Annotated in this window: 20 protein-coding genes; 13 read left to right on the top strand and 7 right to left on the bottom strand. The window is 40.4% G+C overall.

Going from position 1 to position 17,594, the window contains the following annotated elements; translation table 11 throughout:
* Positions 1–183: 183 nt before the first annotated feature.
* The 9 genes from hisG to ACSSWA_RS02500 all read left to right on the top strand — a co-directional run bounded on the left by hisG (position 184) and on the right by ACSSWA_RS02500 (position 7,849).
* Positions 184–1,065 carry an ATP phosphoribosyltransferase gene (hisG, locus tag ACSSWA_RS02540; RefSeq protein ID WP_437355017.1) on the top strand — a complete coding sequence of 294 codons (882 nt, stop codon included), beginning with the start codon at positions 184–186 and terminating at the stop codon, positions 1,063–1,065.
* Positions 1,062–2,333: a histidinol dehydrogenase gene (gene hisD, locus ACSSWA_RS02535; protein ID WP_437355016.1), complete on the top strand. Its 1,272-nt coding sequence runs from the start codon at positions 1,062–1,064 to the stop codon at positions 2,331–2,333. Before hisG ends, hisD begins: the two co-directional genes overlap by 4 nt.
* On the top strand, positions 2,330–3,379 hold the full coding sequence (gene hisC / locus ACSSWA_RS02530) for a histidinol-phosphate transaminase (protein WP_437355015.1): 1,050 nt from the start codon (positions 2,330–2,332) through the stop codon (positions 3,377–3,379). The genes hisD and hisC overlap by 4 nt, the downstream gene beginning before the upstream one ends.
* Positions 3,376–4,254 (top strand): imidazoleglycerol-phosphate dehydratase HisB, encoded by an 879-nt coding sequence (gene hisB, locus ACSSWA_RS02525; protein WP_437355014.1) that lies wholly within the window; start codon positions 3,376–3,378, stop codon positions 4,252–4,254. Before hisC ends, hisB begins: the two co-directional genes overlap by 4 nt.
* The gene (gene hisH / locus ACSSWA_RS02520; protein WP_437355013.1) at positions 4,251–4,838 is read left to right on the top strand and encodes an imidazole glycerol phosphate synthase subunit HisH; all 588 of its coding nucleotides are present in this window, start codon (positions 4,251–4,253) and stop codon (positions 4,836–4,838) included. The genes hisB and hisH overlap by 4 nt, the downstream gene beginning before the upstream one ends.
* Positions 4,832–5,572, top strand: a complete 741-nt coding sequence (gene hisA, locus ACSSWA_RS02515) for a 1-(5-phosphoribosyl)-5-[(5-phosphoribosylamino)methylideneamino]imidazole-4-carboxamide isomerase (protein WP_437355012.1) — start codon at positions 4,832–4,834, stop codon at positions 5,570–5,572. Before hisH ends, hisA begins: the two co-directional genes overlap by 7 nt.
* A complete protein-coding gene (gene hisF / locus ACSSWA_RS02510; protein ID WP_437355011.1) occupies positions 5,541–6,296 on the top strand; it encodes an imidazole glycerol phosphate synthase subunit HisF in 756 nt (251 codons plus the stop codon). Before hisA ends, hisF begins: the two co-directional genes overlap by 32 nt.
* A complete protein-coding gene (gene hisIE, locus ACSSWA_RS02505; RefSeq protein ID WP_437355010.1) occupies positions 6,293–6,901 on the top strand; it encodes a bifunctional phosphoribosyl-AMP cyclohydrolase/phosphoribosyl-ATP diphosphatase HisIE in 609 nt (202 codons plus the stop codon). Before hisF ends, hisIE begins: the two co-directional genes overlap by 4 nt.
* A gap of 87 nt (positions 6,902–6,988) precedes the next feature.
* Positions 6,989–7,849 carry a sulfurtransferase gene (locus ACSSWA_RS02500; RefSeq protein WP_437355009.1) on the top strand — a complete coding sequence of 287 codons (861 nt, stop codon included), beginning with the start codon at positions 6,989–6,991 and terminating at the stop codon, positions 7,847–7,849.
* Here ACSSWA_RS02500 and trpA read toward each other — a convergent pair.
* From trpA to trpE, 7 genes are read right to left on the bottom strand one after another with little or no spacing between them, the layout of a single operon-like run.
* Positions 7,846–8,625, bottom strand: coding sequence for a tryptophan synthase subunit alpha (trpA, locus tag ACSSWA_RS02495; RefSeq protein ID WP_437355008.1), 780 nt, complete (start codon positions 8,623–8,625; stop codon positions 7,846–7,848). The genes ACSSWA_RS02500 and trpA overlap by 4 nt on opposite strands.
* On the bottom strand, positions 8,622–9,821 hold the full coding sequence (gene trpB / locus ACSSWA_RS02490) for a tryptophan synthase subunit beta (RefSeq protein WP_437355007.1): 1,200 nt from the start codon (positions 9,819–9,821) through the stop codon (positions 8,622–8,624). The genes trpA and trpB overlap by 4 nt, the downstream gene beginning before the upstream one ends.
* A 60-nt stretch (positions 9,822–9,881) precedes the next feature.
* Entirely contained in the window at positions 9,882–10,523 is a 642-nt protein-coding gene (locus ACSSWA_RS02485) for a phosphoribosylanthranilate isomerase (protein WP_437355006.1), read from the bottom strand.
* The gene (trpC, locus tag ACSSWA_RS02480) at positions 10,513–11,316 is read right to left on the bottom strand and encodes an indole-3-glycerol phosphate synthase TrpC (RefSeq protein ID WP_437355005.1); all 804 of its coding nucleotides are present in this window, start codon (positions 11,314–11,316) and stop codon (positions 10,513–10,515) included. Before trpC ends, ACSSWA_RS02485 begins: the two co-directional genes overlap by 11 nt.
* Positions 11,317–11,319: 3 nt before the next feature.
* A complete protein-coding gene (gene trpD / locus ACSSWA_RS02475) occupies positions 11,320–12,333 on the bottom strand; it encodes an anthranilate phosphoribosyltransferase (protein ID WP_437355004.1) in 1,014 nt (337 codons plus the stop codon).
* On the bottom strand, positions 12,327–12,896 hold the full coding sequence (locus ACSSWA_RS02470) for an anthranilate synthase component II (RefSeq protein ID WP_437355003.1): 570 nt from the start codon (positions 12,894–12,896) through the stop codon (positions 12,327–12,329). The genes trpD and ACSSWA_RS02470 overlap by 7 nt, the downstream gene beginning before the upstream one ends.
* Positions 12,874–14,352, bottom strand: coding sequence for an anthranilate synthase component I (gene trpE, locus ACSSWA_RS02465; RefSeq protein ID WP_437355002.1), 1,479 nt, complete (start codon positions 14,350–14,352; stop codon positions 12,874–12,876). Before trpE ends, ACSSWA_RS02470 begins: the two co-directional genes overlap by 23 nt.
* Positions 14,353–14,747: 395 nt before the next feature.
* Here trpE and ACSSWA_RS02460 point away from each other — a divergent pair, with 395 nt between their 5' ends.
* From ACSSWA_RS02460 to ACSSWA_RS02445, 4 genes are all read left to right on the top strand, one after another.
* Entirely contained in the window at positions 14,748–15,164 is a 417-nt protein-coding gene (locus ACSSWA_RS02460; RefSeq protein WP_437355001.1) for a hypothetical protein, read from the top strand.
* 61 nt (positions 15,165–15,225) lie between these two features.
* Complete coding sequence (locus ACSSWA_RS02455; RefSeq protein ID WP_437355000.1) at positions 15,226–15,672, top strand: hypothetical protein; 447 nt, start codon at positions 15,226–15,228, stop codon at positions 15,670–15,672.
* A 35-nt stretch (positions 15,673–15,707) separates the two neighbouring features.
* Positions 15,708–16,430, top strand: coding sequence for a hypothetical protein (locus ACSSWA_RS02450; protein WP_437354999.1), 723 nt, complete (start codon positions 15,708–15,710; stop codon positions 16,428–16,430).
* Positions 16,431–16,504: 74 nt separating this feature from the next.
* Positions 16,505–17,548 (top strand): radical SAM protein, encoded by a 1,044-nt coding sequence (locus ACSSWA_RS02445; protein WP_437354998.1) that lies wholly within the window; start codon positions 16,505–16,507, stop codon positions 17,546–17,548.
* Positions 17,549–17,594 lie beyond the last annotated feature (46 nt).

Raw genomic sequence — 17,594 nt, 5'->3', positions numbered from 1 at the left:
TTTATTTTGTTTCTTTTTATGAAGTTTTTTACATTGCGTAACAAAATAAGAAAAATTATGAAAAGAATAATTCATACCGGTAATTGGCATCATCATTATAACTACTTCAGTAGCGCCGGTATGGTTTAAATAAAAAATAAAAAAATTGTTCATAGACCCCGGCGCATGTCGGGGTTTTTTTTTATGGGAGACATTATGCTTAACGGAAATTTGAAACTTGCATTGCAAAAAAACGGCAGACTAACCGAAAAGTCGTTGAATCTTCTTAAAAGCTGCGATATCGATATAGAAGAATATTCATCAAGATTAATAGTCACCGCCAGAAATTACGATCTCGATATTTTGTTGTTGAGAGACGACGACATACCCGAATATGTTATGGACGGCGTGGCGGATATCGGAATTGTGGGAGAGGATGTTCTCTATGAAAAAAAAGCGAATGTGGATGTCGTGAGGAAACTGGGATACGGAAAATGCAGGCTCTCATTGGCGATTCCGGAAAATCAAACACTCGAAGATCTGTCCGGACTCAACGGAAAGAGAATTGCAACTTCGTTTCCTAATATTTTGAAAAGTTTTCTTACTCAAAATAATATTAACGCTACTGTAGTCGAAATAAGCGGATCCGTCGAAATTGCTCCTTCACTCGGCGTTGCCGATTATATATGCGATTTGGTGTCTACAGGCAATACTCTTAAATTCAATAAACTCAAAAAGTCGTTCGATATCTTTTCTTCACAGGCTGTCTTGATAGCAAATAAGAATATCGAAAATGACCACGATAAGAAATCTCAACTAGATAATTTATTGGTTAGAATCGATTCGGCTCTTACGGCGCGCAAATCGAAATACTTGATGATGAACGCTCCCAAAAACGCGCTGGAAAAAATCGAAAAGATTATTCCTTCGCTTAAGAGTCCTACTATTTTACCGCTTGCTGAACCCGACATGGTGGCGGTTCATGCGGTAATTCCTACGAACAAGTTCTGGGAAATTTATAAAGACCTGAAAGAAGCCGGCGCATCGGGCATTTTATTATTACCAATAGACAATATGATCGTATGAAAATAATTTATTACAACAACCTTACGGATAAAGAGCGGGATAAATTATTAAAAAGACCCGCCATCAAAACCGCCGATATTTATGAATATATTTCTCCCGTCTTGAAGGATATTAAGAGAAACGGGATGAAAGCGGTTGTTAAATACGCGCGCAAATTCGATAACATTAAGAAAAAGAATTTATTGATCTCTAAAAAAGAATTGGAGAAGTCTGCCGCGCTGCTCGACCGCCAAACGAAAAATGCAATCGATACGGCTATTAAGAATATCACACGTTTCCATAAATTACAATATCCCGCCGGGTATAGAATTGAAACAATGCCCGGTGTGGAATGCAGCAGATCGTACATTCCTATAGAAAAAGTGGGATTGTACATACCGGGAGGAAGCGCGGTTTTATTTTCGACTTTATTGATGCTTGCCATACCTGCTCGAATTGCCGGCTGCAATAAAATCATTGTTACTTCGCCTGTAGGCGATAATATTGAGCCTGCTTTGGCTTACGCAGCATGCAAATTGAATATAGACGAATTTTATAACGTAGGCGGCGCTCAGGCTGTCGGTATGCTCGCTTTTGTTAAGAAAGTGGATAAAATATTCGGTCCCGGGAATCAATATGTTACAGCCGCTAAATCGCTTGTGAGTATTGATCCGGACGGATGCGCCATCGATATGCCCGCAGGACCCAGCGAAGTGTTGGTTATCGCAGACAAAGACGCCGACGCTTCTTTTATTGCCGCCGACTTGCTTTCGCAAGCAGAACACGGGCACGATTCGCAGGTTTTGTTGATTACCGAGAGCGAAATTCTTGCTGAAAGCGTTAACGCAGAAATAAAATTGCAATTGAAACAACTGCCAAGACGGGAAGCAGCCGTTCGAGCCTTAAAACATTCGAAAATTATTGTCGTCAGGAAAATTGAAACGGCATTCGAAATATCGAACGATTATGCGCCGGAACATTTGATATTGAACTTGAAGAATGCTTCGAAATATAAGCGCCTGGTTAAAAATGCCGGCTCGGTTTTTATCGGCGCTTATTCTCCGGAGAGCGCGGGAGATTATGCCTCAGGTACAAATCACTCGCTGCCGACATACGGATACGCTAAATCGTACAGCGGCGTAAATGTCGAAGCTTTTATGAAATCCGTTACTTTTCAGAAATTATCCAAAAAGGGATTGTCGAATCTAGCTCCGGCGATTATTGCAATGGCTGAAAAAGAAAATCTTCAGGCGCACGCAAATGCAGTTAAAATAAGGTTGAAAAAATGAATATCGAAAAACTGGTCAGAAAAAATATTCTGGAATTAAAACCGTATACTTCAGCGAGGCAGTCTCATACGGACGGAATCTTACTCGACGCAAATGAAAACAGTTTGGGATCGGTCGCAGAAGACGTTAATAATCTCGAATTCAATCGCTATCCTGACCCGTATCAAAAATTGCTGAGAAAAAAAACGGGCGATTATTTGGGCGTACCGGAAAACAATCTCTTTTTCGGAGTCGGCTCCGATGAAGTGATCGACTTGCTGATTCGGATTTTTTGCGAGCCGGGCAAAGATAATGTGATTGTATGCGAGCCTACGTACGGTATGTATAAAGTTGCATGCGATATTAATAACGTAAAAGTAATTAACGCGCCGTTGAACGACGGTTACGACATCGACTATAATGCAATTGTTTCCAGTGTAAATGAAAATACAAAAATTCTATTCCTTTGTTCGCCTAACAATCCTACTTCGAATTTACTCGACAAAAATATTATCAGGAAATTGATAACGGATTTGAATTTAATTGTTGTGATTGACGAAGCGTATATTGATTTCTCAGGCGACGAAGGATTTGCTAAAGAAGCTTTGCATACGGATAATCTCGTCGTGACCAGAACGTTTTCCAAAGCGTGGGGCATGGCGGGACTAAGATGCGGCTTCTGCGTTGCACCGGAAAAAATTATCAGCTTGCTTTTCAAGGTAAAGATGCCGTATAATATTAATAAATTGACTGCAATGGCTGTTGCAAAAGCTATCGATAATTCTGTAACAAAAGACGAGTACGTTAAGGAGATAATTGAACAGCGCGAGCTCCTTTACAATGAATTAAAAAGAAATAAAAAAATAATTAATGTATTGCCTTCGGACGCCAATTTTATTTCTTTTAAAGTCGAAAATCCGCGCGAGGTGTACAACTATCTTGAAGAAAACGGAATAATTATAAGAGACCGAAGCAATCAATATAATTTTCAAGGTTATCTGAGAGTGACTGTAGGCGCTCCGGAGGAGAACAGGTTATTCTTACAAAAACTTAATGAAATTTTATGAATAGAATTTACATATCGCCCGAATTCTTCAACATGAAGACAAAAGCATCCGCATGCTTGCTCGAAGCGTTGTTCCTTTTGCGAGATTACTCGTATTCAATCGAAAGCGATACACAAAAGATTAATCCCGTAATCCTTGAGTTCCTCTTAAACAACGGTCTAAGAATATCCGAACACGACAAGAAAAATACCGCAATTAAAATTCTTTTAAAAGGCAAAACGTCGGGTTCTGTTTATGCAGTCGGTAAGAGCAACAAGAATATTCTCGATATTGTCGCACGATTGTTGAAAAATAAGAGGACGGCAAAGGTTGAACGTAAAACAAAAGAGACGGATGTCAAAATTGAAATCGATATCGACGGCGAAGGGAAATCGAAAATTAAAACGGGCATCGGGTTTTTCGACCATATGCTCGACCAGATAGCGCGCCATTCAAATATTAATTTAAAAGTCAATGTTAAAGGCGATCTCGACGTTGACGAGCATCATACGGTCGAAGATACCGGCATCGCTCTCGGCGAAGCAATCAGGAAAGCATTGGGCGACAAAAAGGGGATTAAACGATTCGGATATTTTTTGCCGATGGACGATTCGATTGCAAAATGCGCTGTCGACCTGAGCGGAAGAAGCTATCTCAATTTCAAGTGTAAATTCGAACGAGAAAAAGTCGGACAATTCCCGACCGAACTGACGGAGGAATTTTTCAGGGGAGTGGCGCTCGGAATGACGGCTAATATTTATCTTGAAGCCAAAGGCAAAAACGACCATCATAAAATAGAGTCGATGTTCAAAGCTTTTGCCAAGTCTTTAAACGAGGCGTTCAGAATAGACGAGCGCGCCAAAGGTCAACTTCCATCAACCAAAGGTAAATTATGATTGCTCTAATCGATTACGGCGCAGGGAATATTCAATCGGTTAAAAACGCTCTTGACGATTTGAATGTCGATTATACGGTTACGAACAGGGAAAGCGATATTTTAAAATGCGATAAGATAATCTTTCCAGGCGTAGGCGAAGCTTCTTTTGCAATAAGAAAACTGCACCTGCTCAATCTTTTTACTATGCTGAGAGTTACGAAAAAACCTCTTCTCGGCATTTGCCTCGGAATGCAGTTATTGACTGCCAAATCGAAGGAAGGGGACGTTTGCTGTTTGAGCGTTTTTAATACTACTACGGAAATGTTTGATTCGTCTAAAGTTAAGGTTCCTCATATGGGATGGAACAAAGTGGAAATAATTAAAGATAATCCTCTCTTTGAAGGAATTGAGAACAATTCATATTTCTATTTCGCTCATTCTTTCTATGTGCCTTATAATGAAAATACAATCGCCGTATCGGAATACGGAGTGAAATTTTCAGCCGCAGTCGCAAAAAATAACTTTTACGGCGTGCAGTTTCATCCCGAAAAATCGGGTGAAAGGGGAATTCAAATTCTAAAAAACTTCATAGAAAAATGTTAATTATACCTGCAATCGACATATTGAATAACAAAGTTGCCCGGCTGACAAAGGGCGATTTCAATAAAGCTAAGTATTATGATACTACGCCGCTTGAAATTGCCCGCAAGTACGAAGAAGCGGGCTTTCAATGGCTTCATATTGTGGACCTCGGCGCCACACTCGATAAAAAAATTAATATACTGCCGACTCTTAAGGAAATTAAAAATAACGTCCGCATTAAAGTTGAATTTGGCGGAGGAATCAGAGGTTCTTCTCAAGTTAAAGAAGTTTTAAATGCGGGCGCCGACAGAATTGTAATCGGTTCTCTCTCAATTAAAGATAAAGCTTTGTTTGCAGACATAGTTGAAGAATACGGCGCCGATAAATTTGTCGTGGCGCTAGATTCGTATAATGAAAGAATTCTTGTTAAAGGATGGACGGAGGACAGCGGAGTATCGATTTACGAACATATTGATTACTGCAGAGAACTCGGCATCGATACCTTTTTGTGTACGGATATCAGCAGGGACGGAACATTGACCGGTTCGAATACTCAACTTTACAGAAAAATTTTGGAATACAGTCCCGATATTAAATTGATTGCGTCAGGCGGCATCGGATCGATTCACGACGTATTGGTATTAAGCCAATTGAATATTTATGCGGTAATCGTAGGCAAAGCAATTTATGAAAACAAAATAAACATTAAGGATTTGGCAAAAATTGGTAGCAAAGAGAATAATACCTTGTCTTGACGTTAAAGACGGTAGAGTGGTTAAAGGCACTAATTTCGTTAACCTCAAAGACGCCGGGTCAGCCGTGGAGCTTTCCGAAAGATATTACAAGGAAGGCGCGGACGAACTCGTGTTTCTCGATATCACTGCAACCGAAGAAAAGAGAAAAACTCTGGTTGAATTGGTCCGTGATGTTGCGAAGGTTGTGCGAATCCCTTTTACTGTGGGCGGAGGCATTTCGGAATTGGATAATATAGAAGAATTGCTGAAAGCCGGAGCGGATAAAGTATCTCTCAATTCATCGATAGTCCGTAATCCCGGACTTATTACAGAAGCCGCAAAACGATTCGGTTCCCAAGCAATAGTAGCGGCTATCGACGTCAAAGTTGTAAACGGTATTAAAAAAGTTTTTATAAAAGGCGGAAAAGAAGAGACCGGTCTCGAAGGTTTTCAATGGTGTAAAAGAGTTTGCGAATTGGGCGCCGGCGAAATTCTTCTTACGTCGATGGACCACGACGGCACGAGAAGCGGATACGATATAGACTTCTTATCTAAAGTCGTTCAAAATGTCAACGTCCCAGTTATAGCAAGCGGAGGGGCAGGAAAGAAAGAACACTTTCTGGAAGCTTTTCAAAAGGCTAATGTCGACGCTTGCCTGGCTGCGGGTCTTTTTCATTACGGCGAACTTTCTATTTCCGACTTAAAACAATATTTACTTGAAAATAAGGTAAACATCAGAATATGATTAACATCGACAATATCGATTTCGAAAAATCAGGCGGATTGGTTCCTGCCATTGTTCAGGATAAATTTACCGGACAGGTTCTTATGCTCGGATTTATGAATAAAGAAGCGCTTACAAAAACAATCGATACCGGACTTGTAACATTTTACAGCAGAAGCAGAAACCGGCTCTGGACTAAAGGGGAAACCTCCGGCAACTATCTCAAACTCGATTCGATTGCCGCCGATTGCGACAACGATACTCTCTTGATTACGGCAATGCCCGAAGGACCGACTTGTCACTTGAACAGATATTCGTGCTTCGGAATCGATAAAGACAATGTAAAATTTCTTTCGTATCTCTACGAATTGATTAAAGAACGAAAGAAGAAATTACCCGAGAATTCGTATACGACAAAATTATTCCGAAGCGGAATCGACAGAATTATTCAAAAGGTGGGGGAAGAATCGATCGAAACGGTTATCGCCGCAAAAAACAAAAACAAAAAAGAATTTATTGACGAATCATCGGATTTGATTTATCATTTGCTTGTGCTTATGGCGGAACTCGAGATCGGGCTCGATGAAATTGTCGATAATTTAATCCGGCGGCATACTAAAAAATAGCGTCTCAAAAGCCAACTCTAAAAATTTCCCGCAAAAATACGATAGTATAATAGAGATAATTATTCTTGAAAGGCTGAACTCTGTTCTATGGACAATAAATTTCTGATCGAAGTTGAAGAGCTTTACGATAAATTAAACAATGATAATCTTGTAGTGGTAGACACCAGGGAACCCGAAGATTATCTTATCGATCATATTCCCGGCGCTGTTAATATATATGAGATATTCAGTTATCTCGCTACCGAATCGAACGGCGGCTATGAACAAATGAGGAATCATTTTGCCGGTTTATTCGGGTTAGCCGGCATCGATTCTACGAAAGAAGTTGTCGTTTACGAAGACGCAATGGATAACGGATACGGACGTTCGTGCCGCGGCTGGTTTATTTTCAATCATATGGGGCATAAAAACATCAGAATACTCCACGGCGGTTACCAGGCTTGGCTCGATAAAAATATGAAAGTAGAAAAACAGACGCCTCGACCAGAATTGAAAAAATTCGAAATCGCAACGGACAACTCGATTATTTTGAATAAAAAGCAGATGTTAGAAGCAATCGACAATTCCGATATTATGATTATCGATTGCCGGGATAGAGCTGAATGGGTCGGAATAAGTTCTTCGCCGTACGGTCCCGAATTTACGCCCCGGAAAGGCAGAATTCCCGGTTCGATCTGGATTGAATGGTATAACAGTATGGAATATAAAGATTATATTCCCTGGTTTAAGAGCCCCGATCGGCTTAATGAGATGTTCAGGGGATTCGGTCTTTCGGAAGATAAAGCATTATATCTTTATTGTTTCAAAGGCGCGCGCACCTCGAATCTCTTTGTAGCTTTAAAAATGGCAGGCTTTAAAAAAGTATTTAATTACCTGGCTTCGTGGAACGAATGGTCGCGCGATTTTTCATTGCCCATTGAACACGGTTACCCGAAACGCAAACATTAACCGCAGGCATTCTTAAATATTTCTACGGTTTCCTTTATGACTGCGGGCTCCGTACCTTCGAGTATCGATTTAATTATCCTGCTTCCCACAATAAAGCCGTCGGAATAATCGTAAAATTTTTTTATGTCTTCTGGCTTTCCTATACCGAACCCAATCATCATTTTATTTTTTGTTATCAAAGAATAAGTTCGTTTAAGATGTTCGACGGTGGAATCGTCGAAATTTTTGTCGGCGCCCGTAGTCCCTGTAACGCTGACGCAGTATACAAAACCCTCGCTTTTCTTATCGATTGCCCGTATCCTTTCGTCGGACGAAGTGGGCGTCGTTAAAAGAATGATATCAAGTCCGTGATTATTGGCCGGGAAGAAGAAATCGTATTCTTCAAGCGGTATGTCGGGAACTATTAAGCCATTCGCGCCGGAGGCAGATGCGTCGATCAGGAATTTCTCTTTTCCGTATTTATTGATCGGGTTTGCGTAACCCATCAGTACAGTCGGTATATCGGAGTATTTTCTGATTGACTCGATAAAATTAAATATATCTTTGAGCGTTACGTTCTGTTTTAACGCCAGGGAAGAAGACGCCTGAATTACAGGTCCGTCGGCAAGAGGATCGCTGAAGGGGATTCCTATTTCCAGAATATCAACGCCGCCGTCAATAGCCGCTTTTGCATAATCGATGAATTTGTTTTTATCCGGAAAGCCGGCTGTCAAAAAAACAGTCAATGCTTTTTTATTGCTCTTATTTACTTCGTCGATAATATCTCTGATTTTCATAATTCATTCCCGATATGACTGATTAAAGTGGAAAGGTCTTTGTCGCCGCGCCCGCTCAGGTTAATGATAATAATGTCGTCTTTATTCGTAGACCCGATCATTTTTTCCAGATAAGCAATAGCGTGAGCAGACTCGAGCGCAGGCAGAATGCCCTCCAGCCTCGTTAACAGGTTGACGGCTCTAATCGCTTCGTTATCCGTAACGGCTCCGTATACGACGCGGCTTTTGTCTTTTAAATAAGAATGTTCGGGACCTACTCCGGGATAATCGAGACCTGCTGAAATCGAGTGGACTTCGGCAATCTGACCTTCTTCGGATTGAATCAAATAAGTATGCATTCCCTGAAAAACGCCCGGTGTTCCCAAACTCAACGTTGCGCAATGTTTATTTGTATCGAGACCTTCTCCGGCTGCTTCGACTCCTATTAATTTCACGGACTCATCGTCAATGAAAGGATAGAACATACCGATAGCATTTGAGCCGCCTCCCACACAAGCGATTATATAATCCGGCAAACGATTTTCTTTATGTAAAATTTGATTGCGCGTTTCCATCCCGATGACGGATTGAAAGTCTCGTACAATCATCGGATACGGATGAGGTCCTACAACCGAACCGATAATGTAATGTGTATTTTCAACGTTTGTAACCCAGTCGCGTATGGCTTCGTTGGTAGCGTCTTTAAGAGTTTTGCTGCCGGAAGAAACAGGTCTTACTTCGGCTCCGAGCAACTTCATACGGAATACGTTCGGTTTTTGTCTTTCGATGTCTTCTTCGCCCATATAGACAACGCATTGCATACCGAACTTGGCGCAAACCGTAGCGGTTGCAACGCCGTGCTGTCCCGCGCCAGTTTCCGCTATTATTCTCTCTTTGCCCAAATATTTAGCCAGCAAAATTTGTCCCAGAGCGTTATTGAGTTTATGAGCTCCAGTATGGCATAAATCTTCTCTTTTTAAATATATTCGAGCTCTGCCGTAATATTCGGTTAAACGATTCGCAAATGTTAAAGGCGTAGGTCTGCCGTTATATTCGCTTTGGAGTTCATTTAATTGCTTTACGAAATCCTCGTTGTCTTTTAATTCAAGATAAACTTTCTCGAGCGATTCGAGCGCGCCGATTAAAGTTTCCGGCACAAATTTACCGCCGTAAATTCCGTACTTGCCTGATTTATCCGGTACGTTATAGTTTGTCATTTTCTATTTCCTGCATAATTAATAAATAAGCCGGGTCTTCTGTCCGTTGGGTAAACGAACTCAAAGACCCGGTCGGAGTGTATGCATCTGTCTGGGGTTAATTTTGCGCAACTCATCCATTAATTCTTTTAATTTGTTGATGTCTTTTTTGCCGGGTTTTAATTCTATCGACGACGATACGTCGATAGCCGCCGGGTTGATGTTTCGTTGTATCTTTTCCAAATCGTCTTTTCCAATTCCTCCTGCAAGAATTATTTTGTGCTTAAGGTTCGCTGGTATCAAATTCCAATCGAATTTCTCGCCTGTGCCTCCGTATCCGAGTTCGGAATATGTATCCAACAAATAATAACAATTTTTGTATTGTTCAATCTCCTCGAAACGAAATTCATTGCGCACCCTAAAACTTTTAATAACGGGTCTTGTTAGTCGGGGGATTATATCCGGAGTTTCCTCTCCGTGCAATTGAATCATGTTAATGCCGGCAGCTTCGGCTATTCGGTTTATTTCATCTGCGGATGTATTTACAAAAACACCGACAGCTGTTATGAAGGGCGGCAGTTTACGGATAATATTTGAAGCTTCTCCGGGCTCAATATATCTTTGGCTCTTTTCATAGAATATAAAACCGAGCGCATCGACGCCCTCTCCGTATGTCGCAAATGCGTCTTCGATATTCGTTATTCCGCAGATTTTAATTCTCATTTTTAACTTCTTCAAGTGTATTTATAAAGCGCTTCAGCGTTTCTTCGATGTCTTCGGATTTCATAAAATACTCGCCGACCAAAATTCCTTTTACTTTTGGATGAGAAATAATCTTAATGTCGTCGGGCGAGGTAATGCCGCTTTCTGAAATCGCAATTGTTCCTTGAGGCAGCGCGTCGGCTATCATCTTTGTAGTCCGAATATCGACTTCAAATGTTTCCAGGTTCCGGTTGTTTATTCCGACAAGTTTAACTTTATCGAAATTGATTTTGTCGAGTTGAGCGGGGGAATGTATTTCGTACAAAACTTCGAGATTGCATTCATTTGCGGCGGCGATCAAAGCGTCGGACTGATACGCCGACAAAGCTTCGCCAATCAACAATACGACATCCGCTCCCGAAGCCTTCGCTTCGAATATTTGATATTCGTCTATGATAAAATCTTTCCTTAGTAATGGGACGGATTTGAATTTTGCAATTTCTTTTAAGTAGTCGATAGATCCTTGAAAATATTTCGAATCAGTCAGGACGGAAACAGCGTTAACTCTATTTTCCATATATATCCGGGCAATATCGATATGGTTAAATTCCATGCGAAGAATGCCTTTTGAAGGACTTGCCTTTTTAATTTCCGCAATCAAGCCCAGCCGTTTTGACTCTGACAATGAATCTATTAAACTCAAGGGAGATGAGTTAAAATATTCCTGCTCTTCGAAATAACCAAGCGAATATTTCTTACGTAATATTTTTATTTCTTCTCTTTTAGAATTGATTATTTGATCGAGAAAGCTCATAGTTCAATTTCCGAAATTAATTAGCGCTGACAATTTTTTGTATGCGTTGCAGGACTCTATCGATTCGACGGCAAGAGATTTTGCTTCGTCGAGCGACGCGGCGGCTCCGGCTGTTAATAACGCGAACGCGGAATTTGCAACCACAACGTTATAAGCATCGGATTGTTTTCTTCCTTTGATTACGCTTAGTATAAATTTCGCATTCTCCTCGGGCGAAGCGCTGGTTATATTTTTCATATCAATTTTGTCGAACGCAAAATCCGTATTGTCAATGGTAAGCTTTTCCTCGGGTTTGTTTTTTTTATAGATGATAACGTTGCTTTTATCGGTCAAAGTAATTTCATCGTATTTGTCGGCAGTGCAAACAAAAGTTACCGATTCCATATCCAGATAAGAAGCCGCCTCCGCCATCAAAGCCGACGTTCGATTATTGAATGTTCCGACGAGTTGTTTTTTTGTGCCCGCAGGATTTGTCAGGGGACCCAGTATGTTAAATATAGTTTTCATGCCGAGTTCTTTGCGCACAGGCGCGGCGTATTTCATAGCTGGATGATAAAGCGGCGCAAATAAAAAGGCTATGCCCGTTTTTTCGAGAGCGAGTTTCGACTGTTCGGGCGTAAGATTTATGTTGACGCCCAACAGGGAAAGGACGTCCGCGCTACCGCATTTGCTGGAAATCGATCTGTTGCCGTGTTTGGCTACTTTAACGCCGGCGCCCGACACGACAAACGCGGCGGCTGTAGATATATTGAACGTGCCTGAATTGTCTCCTCCCGTTCCGCAAACGTCAATTACATTTTCGTCGTCAATTTCAATTTTAACGCTGAATTGACGCATGGCGCTGGCAAAGCCGGCGACTTCTTCGGCTGTTTCGCCCTTTGTTTTCAAGGCTGTCAAAAGACCTGCTATTTGCGAATTGTTGCATTCTCCGCTCATTATACGGGACATGGCGGTTTGAGCTTCGTGAAACGTTAAATTTTCGCCGCCGCTTATTTTTTCTATGTATTCCTTTAACATACTTCCAACCAGTTTTTGATTATTAAATTGCCCACTTTAGTTAATATCGATTCGGGATGAAATTGAATGCCTTCAATCGGATAAAATTTATGTCTCACGCCCATTATTATTCCATCCGGAGTAGTTGAAGAAATTTCGAGCTCATCGGGAAGCGTAGCGCTGTCGACAACCAGCGAATGGTATCTTCCCGCCTGAAATTCCTGTTCGATACCGGAGTAGATTGTTTTTCCGTCGTGTCGAATCAACGAAGTTTTGCCGTGCATCAGAGAAGGGGCGTTAATTATTTTGGCTCCGAAACTGTAGCCGATAGCCTGATGACCGAGACAAACTCCGAGAATGGGAATATCCTTTCCGAGAGTCTGGATTACTTCGATCGAAATTCCGGATTCTTCGGGTGTGCCGGGTCCGGGTGATATAACTATTTTATCCGGTTTCATCCCGATTATATCGGGAATTGAAACCTTGTCGTTTCGTTCTACCGTAATGTCGGAAGCGTACATGCCGACGAGTTGAACGAGATTGTATGTAAACGAATCGTAATTATCTATTATCAATATTTTCATCAATTACCTCGGCTAATTTTAATGCGCTCAGAAGAACGGCGGATTTATTTTTAATTTCTTTTAATTCCAGTTCGGGGCGGCTGTCTGCCACTATTCCGGCGCCGGCTTGCCAGAAGACTGACTGATTATTCGCCCACAACGTTCGGATTGCGATGCACATATCGAGATTGCCGCGGAAGTCGATATAACCGACCGAGCCGGCATAAAGACCGCGTTTGAGCTTTTCGTATTGATTAATTAATTGTATAGCTCTTATTTTTGGGGCTCCCGAAACGGTGCCCGCAGGGAATGCGGCTTTCAACGCGTCGATTGAATCGAGCCCGTCTTTCAATATTCCCTCTACTCTCGACACAATATGCATAACATGCGAAAAACGATTTATTTTCATATTCTCGCTTATCTTTACGGTGCCTGTTTTGCAAACTCTTCCCAGGTCGTTGCGCGCCAGGTCTACGAGCATTACGTGTTCGGCTATTTCTTTCGGGTCGTTAATCAAATTTTCTTCGAGCTTTTTGTCTTCCTCCTCGTTTTTGCCGCGGCGGCGGGTGCCGGCAATCGGAAGTATTTCCGCTTTCCGGTCCTTTACTTTGAGTAAGTCTTCGGGCGATGTTCCCGCCACCTTAATATCATTCCCAAAACTTATATAATACATATACGGCGAAGGATTGATCATTCTCAGAGCCCTGTAAACATTAAAAAGGTCCCCGCTATATTCGGCTTCGAATCTCCTCGAAAGTACAATTTGAAATACGTCTCCGTTGTAGATATTCGTTTTGCTTTTTTCGACTAAACTTAAAAACTCGTGCGCTTCGTTTTTGTCGAGTTCCTTTGGTTCTACTTTGAAATCGGATTTATAACTTAATTCTTCATTTAATATTTTTTTTATCTTATTCAGCTTTTGGATCGATAAGTCGTACGCGTTTTTCAGATTATTTTTGTCGGCGCAGTCAACATTGTCGATTATTATTAATTGGTGTTTGAAATGATCGAATACGATTATGGTTCGAAAAAATCCGAGTATCGAATCGGGGAATTCATTCGAGCCCAGACTCTTATAATCAATTACATCCTCTATCAATGAAATATTGTCAAATCCGATATAGCCGACCCAACCGCCGGTAAAGTAGGGAAGTTCGTCTGTAATGGGATAACGAGTTCCTAACGACTGTTGCAGATAATCGAAAAGATTGGCTTCGATTGTTTCCGATTTATCCCGCTTCTCAATCTTAATTTTTTTGTAACGGTTGGAAATAATGATTTCGGGATCTATGCCGATAAAAGAATAACGCGCAAGCCTGCCAATGCCTTCGACCGATTCCAACAGAAAGGAAGAGTTCGAATGTCTGCGAAGTTTAAGGTATGCCGAGACGGGAGTTTGCAAGTCCGCTGCAAGTCTGTCGTATACCGGAACCGTATTGTATTCTTCGGCTAAAGATAAAAATTTACTGTAATCCATAAAACACCTTTAAAACAAAAAACCCTTCTCAGTGATAACTAAGAAGGGTTTCTTGGATTGAATTATTTAAATTAATTTATGTTATCACTGAGATGACGGGTATAACTCTGCGCCACCACCACCAGTGATTCCTGTTTGTCATGTTATATGTTGATTTTGAATTTTTCATTTGATTGCAAAGATAGAGAAAATTATACCATTAAGTCAATAACCTCAATAAAGATTTTGTATAAATATTCACTGACCGTAATAAATATAAAATAATCGGGGAACTCGCTTTCTTAAATTTTCTTGATATTAAAAATGCTAAAAACTATCTTGCAGGGAGATGATATTCCGCTTCAATTCTGTTGTCCTTTATAAGGAAGATATACTTATCTGAAGAGGGAAGAGATATGAACGCGCCTAAATATTCAACATCATTGAAACCGTTTTATTTAATAGTTCTTACAATATTGCCCGGACTGATCGGTCTGATTATTTTATATTTCTCTTTTGATGAAGAGTCAAAATTAAGATACGTTTATTCGCTTATTTTAATATTGTTTGGAGCGCTTCTGAAATCTATTAACTTTTTTAAGACGCCTAAAAAGATAAACCTTTATGAAAATAAATTAGTCCTGAAAAGTATATTCGGGAAAGAAATTACACTGGAACTTATTAAGATTTGGGCGATTGAAATTAAACATGGTATTCTTATTATCAAAGCGGGCAGAGAGAGCTTCTATGCGATTAATGCTTTCGCGGGAATAGAATCTATTCTGGATAACATAAAGCGTTTCGCCCCGGATATCAAAATATTACGGACTTGATTTTAGGTATTTGGCATATAATATTCATTACATCTGGAGGCAATTAACATAGCAATATATAATGAAAAAGAATCTGATTTTTCTTGTTTTTATAGTCATTGCGGTTTTAAAATGCGAGTCGTATTCTCCCGAAATATCGGGAAGTAAAACAATGGACTATCTTTCGTTCGAAGCATACGGTTGCATTGCGGAACGCGACAGTATCGACGAGCCGTACTGGGCATGGGCAATTATTAACGACAGCTTGAAATTCAAAGTGATGTTCAACACGCATTGCTCGGCTTTATTCAAAGACAGCGTGCATATCGACAATTATAAAATCGGGGTGTTTTTACAGGATACTAACAGTATAGTTTCCAGGTGCGTTTGCCGGCATGAAACTATGTTTGCCTTCAGAATCAAATCTGCCGGGACGTATGATCTTCAATTTAATTATAAAGCGGCAAATTCTGATGTCTATTCTGAAATATTCAGCGCTAAAATTCAAATTGAAAAATGTATTTTTTAATTGCGGCGCATCCTTGTAATTGGAGTCCGGATTAAATGAAAAAGCTATTGAATATTATTCTTCTTATAAGTCCGTTAATTTTATCCGGATGTCTTCGTACATATTATCCGGCGATTTATCAAACAGGCGCGCAACCTGTGATTTTCGAAGTTGAAACAAAAGAACGTTATGAATCTAAATATGCAGAAGCAGACTTTACCGCATCCAGGGGCGACTATGCAAACGAATCTTTGTATATACTGCGCGGAAGTTATACCGTAGTTAATACAAATGAGCATAATAATGTTAACTCCAGACTTTACGGTTATTCCGGAATTTACAGAGTCTCGGGAGTGGAAAAATACGACGGGACCAAAACCATTTTAGGATTGGGAGGGGAATTTAACTTTGTACTGAATATGAAAATTAATTCACTGAAAATCGGACTTGGACTTTCTGCAGGGGTTGCCGCGGAAACAGGAGGTTATTATTCATTCAGAAAAAGCGCCAACAGCGAGGGAGTAATTCAAAGCGAGCAAGGAGTTCTTTTCCCTATGATTACTCTGTTTCCCGTGTTTGCGTTTAATGTTTCGGAGAAGACTCTTGCCTCTGCGCAGTTTAATGTCGGGACTCCGGGCTTTATCACTCCCAGCGTCGTTATAAATAATAATAATGAATATCTGTACTGGATAAGCTGGACTCCGGATTTTGATAACGGAAATTATATCGGAAGAAGAATTGTCGTAGGATTCATGATTAATACAAATACTTTTAAGTAGATTATTATTAAGTTGTGGCGTTGTTATTTATAGATGAATAAATTGATTCCCTGGAAACCAAACTGCAGGTGAAAATGAATTCTTTTCCTGAATTTATTTCTTTTACGCTTACAAACGGATGCAATTTACGGTGCCAAATGTGCGGTCAATGGAGCGAAAACGGCTATGTCAAGAATCGCGTTATCGATAATAAAGGAACGTTAAAGTTAGAAGATTGGAAAAGACTTGTCGACGAGATTGCAAATTATAAAATAAGATTCATACTGATAAGAGGGGGAGAACCTTTCCTTTTCAATGGTATAATCGATTTATTGAAATATATAAACGGTAAAGGAATTTTTCTCTCCGTCGATACGAACGGAACGCTTATCGATCAGTATGCGGACGAGCTGGTAAAGATCACTCAAATGCATATTACATTTTCGGTGGACGGTGATGAAGCGACTCACGATAAAGTGAGGAAGGTTAAAGGCAGCTTTGAGAAAATCAAAAACAACATAAAATTATTGAACGAGCAGGAAAACAAGCACAACAACAAAATAAGCAAAAGCATTTGTTTTACAATCAGTAAATATAACTATACCGTTTTGAGTAAGGTGCCCGAAGTTGCAAGAAGCATGGGAATCGGTTCGATCAATGCCGTGCCTTATTATTATTTTTCCGAGGAAACCGGTAAACTCTATAAAAAAGAACTGGAGGAAAATTTTAATATAAAAGCGTTTTCGTGGAAAGGATTTAATCATAATGAATCCGGCGTTAATTTTAGCCGCTTCGAGCGTGAATATTCGGACTATCTGGAAGATCTGAACGGGATCGAAAACTTTCCCTATATGCCCTTTAAAATGGATGACTATAAAGTATGGTTTAAGGATTCATCGACTCCCGTCGGATCTACGGTTTGCAATAATGTGGAGAATTTAATAGACATTCAACCCAACGGAGATGTAAATTTTTGCGTCGATTTTCCGGATTATAAATTCGGTAATGTGAAAACGGCCACCATTAAAGAACTATGGAATAGTCCCGAAGCAGAGGCATTCAGAAAATACAGAAGAAAAAAACCGCTCGCAGTCTGTCACCGCTGCGGCGCAAAGTATATATCTGAAATCAAAGAATGAAGTCTCTCACTAACCACTAACCCCTAATCCCTAATCCCTAATCACC

This window comes from Melioribacter sp. Ez-97 (genome assembly GCF_051488665.1).
GTDB lineage: Bacteria > Bacteroidota > Ignavibacteria > Ignavibacteriales > Melioribacteraceae > Melioribacter.
This window is presented reverse-complemented; position numbering and strand designations above follow the sequence as displayed.

Excerpts from the sequence above, each read along its gene's own strand:
- hisD (WP_437355016.1), top strand. The coding sequence starts at position 1,062 with ATGAAAATAATTTATTACAACAACCTTACGGATAAAGAGCGGGATAAA.
- ACSSWA_RS02445 (WP_437354998.1), top strand. The coding sequence starts at position 16,505 with ATGAATTCTTTTCCTGAATTTATTTCTTTTACGCTTACAAACGGATGC.
- ACSSWA_RS02500 (WP_437355009.1), top strand. The coding sequence starts at position 6,989 with ATGGACAATAAATTTCTGATCGAAGTTGAAGAGCTTTACGATAAATTA.
- ACSSWA_RS02470 (WP_437355003.1), bottom strand. The coding sequence starts at position 12,896 with ATGAAAATATTGATAATAGATAATTACGATTCGTTTACATACAATCTC.
- ACSSWA_RS02450 (WP_437354999.1), top strand. The coding sequence starts at position 15,708 with ATGAAAAAGCTATTGAATATTATTCTTCTTATAAGTCCGTTAATTTTA.
- hisIE (WP_437355010.1), top strand. The coding sequence starts at position 6,293 with ATGATTAACATCGACAATATCGATTTCGAAAAATCAGGCGGATTGGTT.
- hisB (WP_437355014.1), top strand. The coding sequence starts at position 3,376 with ATGAATAGAATTTACATATCGCCCGAATTCTTCAACATGAAGACAAAA.
- trpA (WP_437355008.1), bottom strand. The coding sequence starts at position 8,625 with ATGAAAATCAGAGATATTATCGACGAAGTAAATAAGAGCAATAAAAAA.
- hisH (WP_437355013.1), top strand. The coding sequence starts at position 4,251 with ATGATTGCTCTAATCGATTACGGCGCAGGGAATATTCAATCGGTTAAA.
- trpB (WP_437355007.1), bottom strand. The coding sequence starts at position 9,821 with ATGACAAACTATAACGTACCGGATAAATCAGGCAAGTACGGAATTTAC.
- hisG (WP_437355017.1), top strand. The coding sequence starts at position 184 with ATGGGAGACATTATGCTTAACGGAAATTTGAAACTTGCATTGCAAAAA.
- ACSSWA_RS02455 (WP_437355000.1), top strand. The coding sequence starts at position 15,226 with ATGAAAAAGAATCTGATTTTTCTTGTTTTTATAGTCATTGCGGTTTTA.
- trpD (WP_437355004.1), bottom strand. The coding sequence starts at position 12,333 with ATGTTAAAGGAATACATAGAAAAAATAAGCGGCGGCGAAAATTTAACG.
- hisC (WP_437355015.1), top strand. The coding sequence starts at position 2,330 with ATGAATATCGAAAAACTGGTCAGAAAAAATATTCTGGAATTAAAACCG.
- hisA (WP_437355012.1), top strand. The coding sequence starts at position 4,832 with ATGTTAATTATACCTGCAATCGACATATTGAATAACAAAGTTGCCCGG.
- ACSSWA_RS02485 (WP_437355006.1), bottom strand. The coding sequence starts at position 10,523 with ATGAGAATTAAAATCTGCGGAATAACGAATATCGAAGACGCATTTGCG.
- ACSSWA_RS02460 (WP_437355001.1), top strand. The coding sequence starts at position 14,748 with ATGAACGCGCCTAAATATTCAACATCATTGAAACCGTTTTATTTAATA.
- trpC (WP_437355005.1), bottom strand. The coding sequence starts at position 11,316 with ATGAGCTTTCTCGATCAAATAATCAATTCTAAAAGAGAAGAAATAAAA.
- trpE (WP_437355002.1), bottom strand. The coding sequence starts at position 14,352 with ATGGATTACAGTAAATTTTTATCTTTAGCCGAAGAATACAATACGGTT.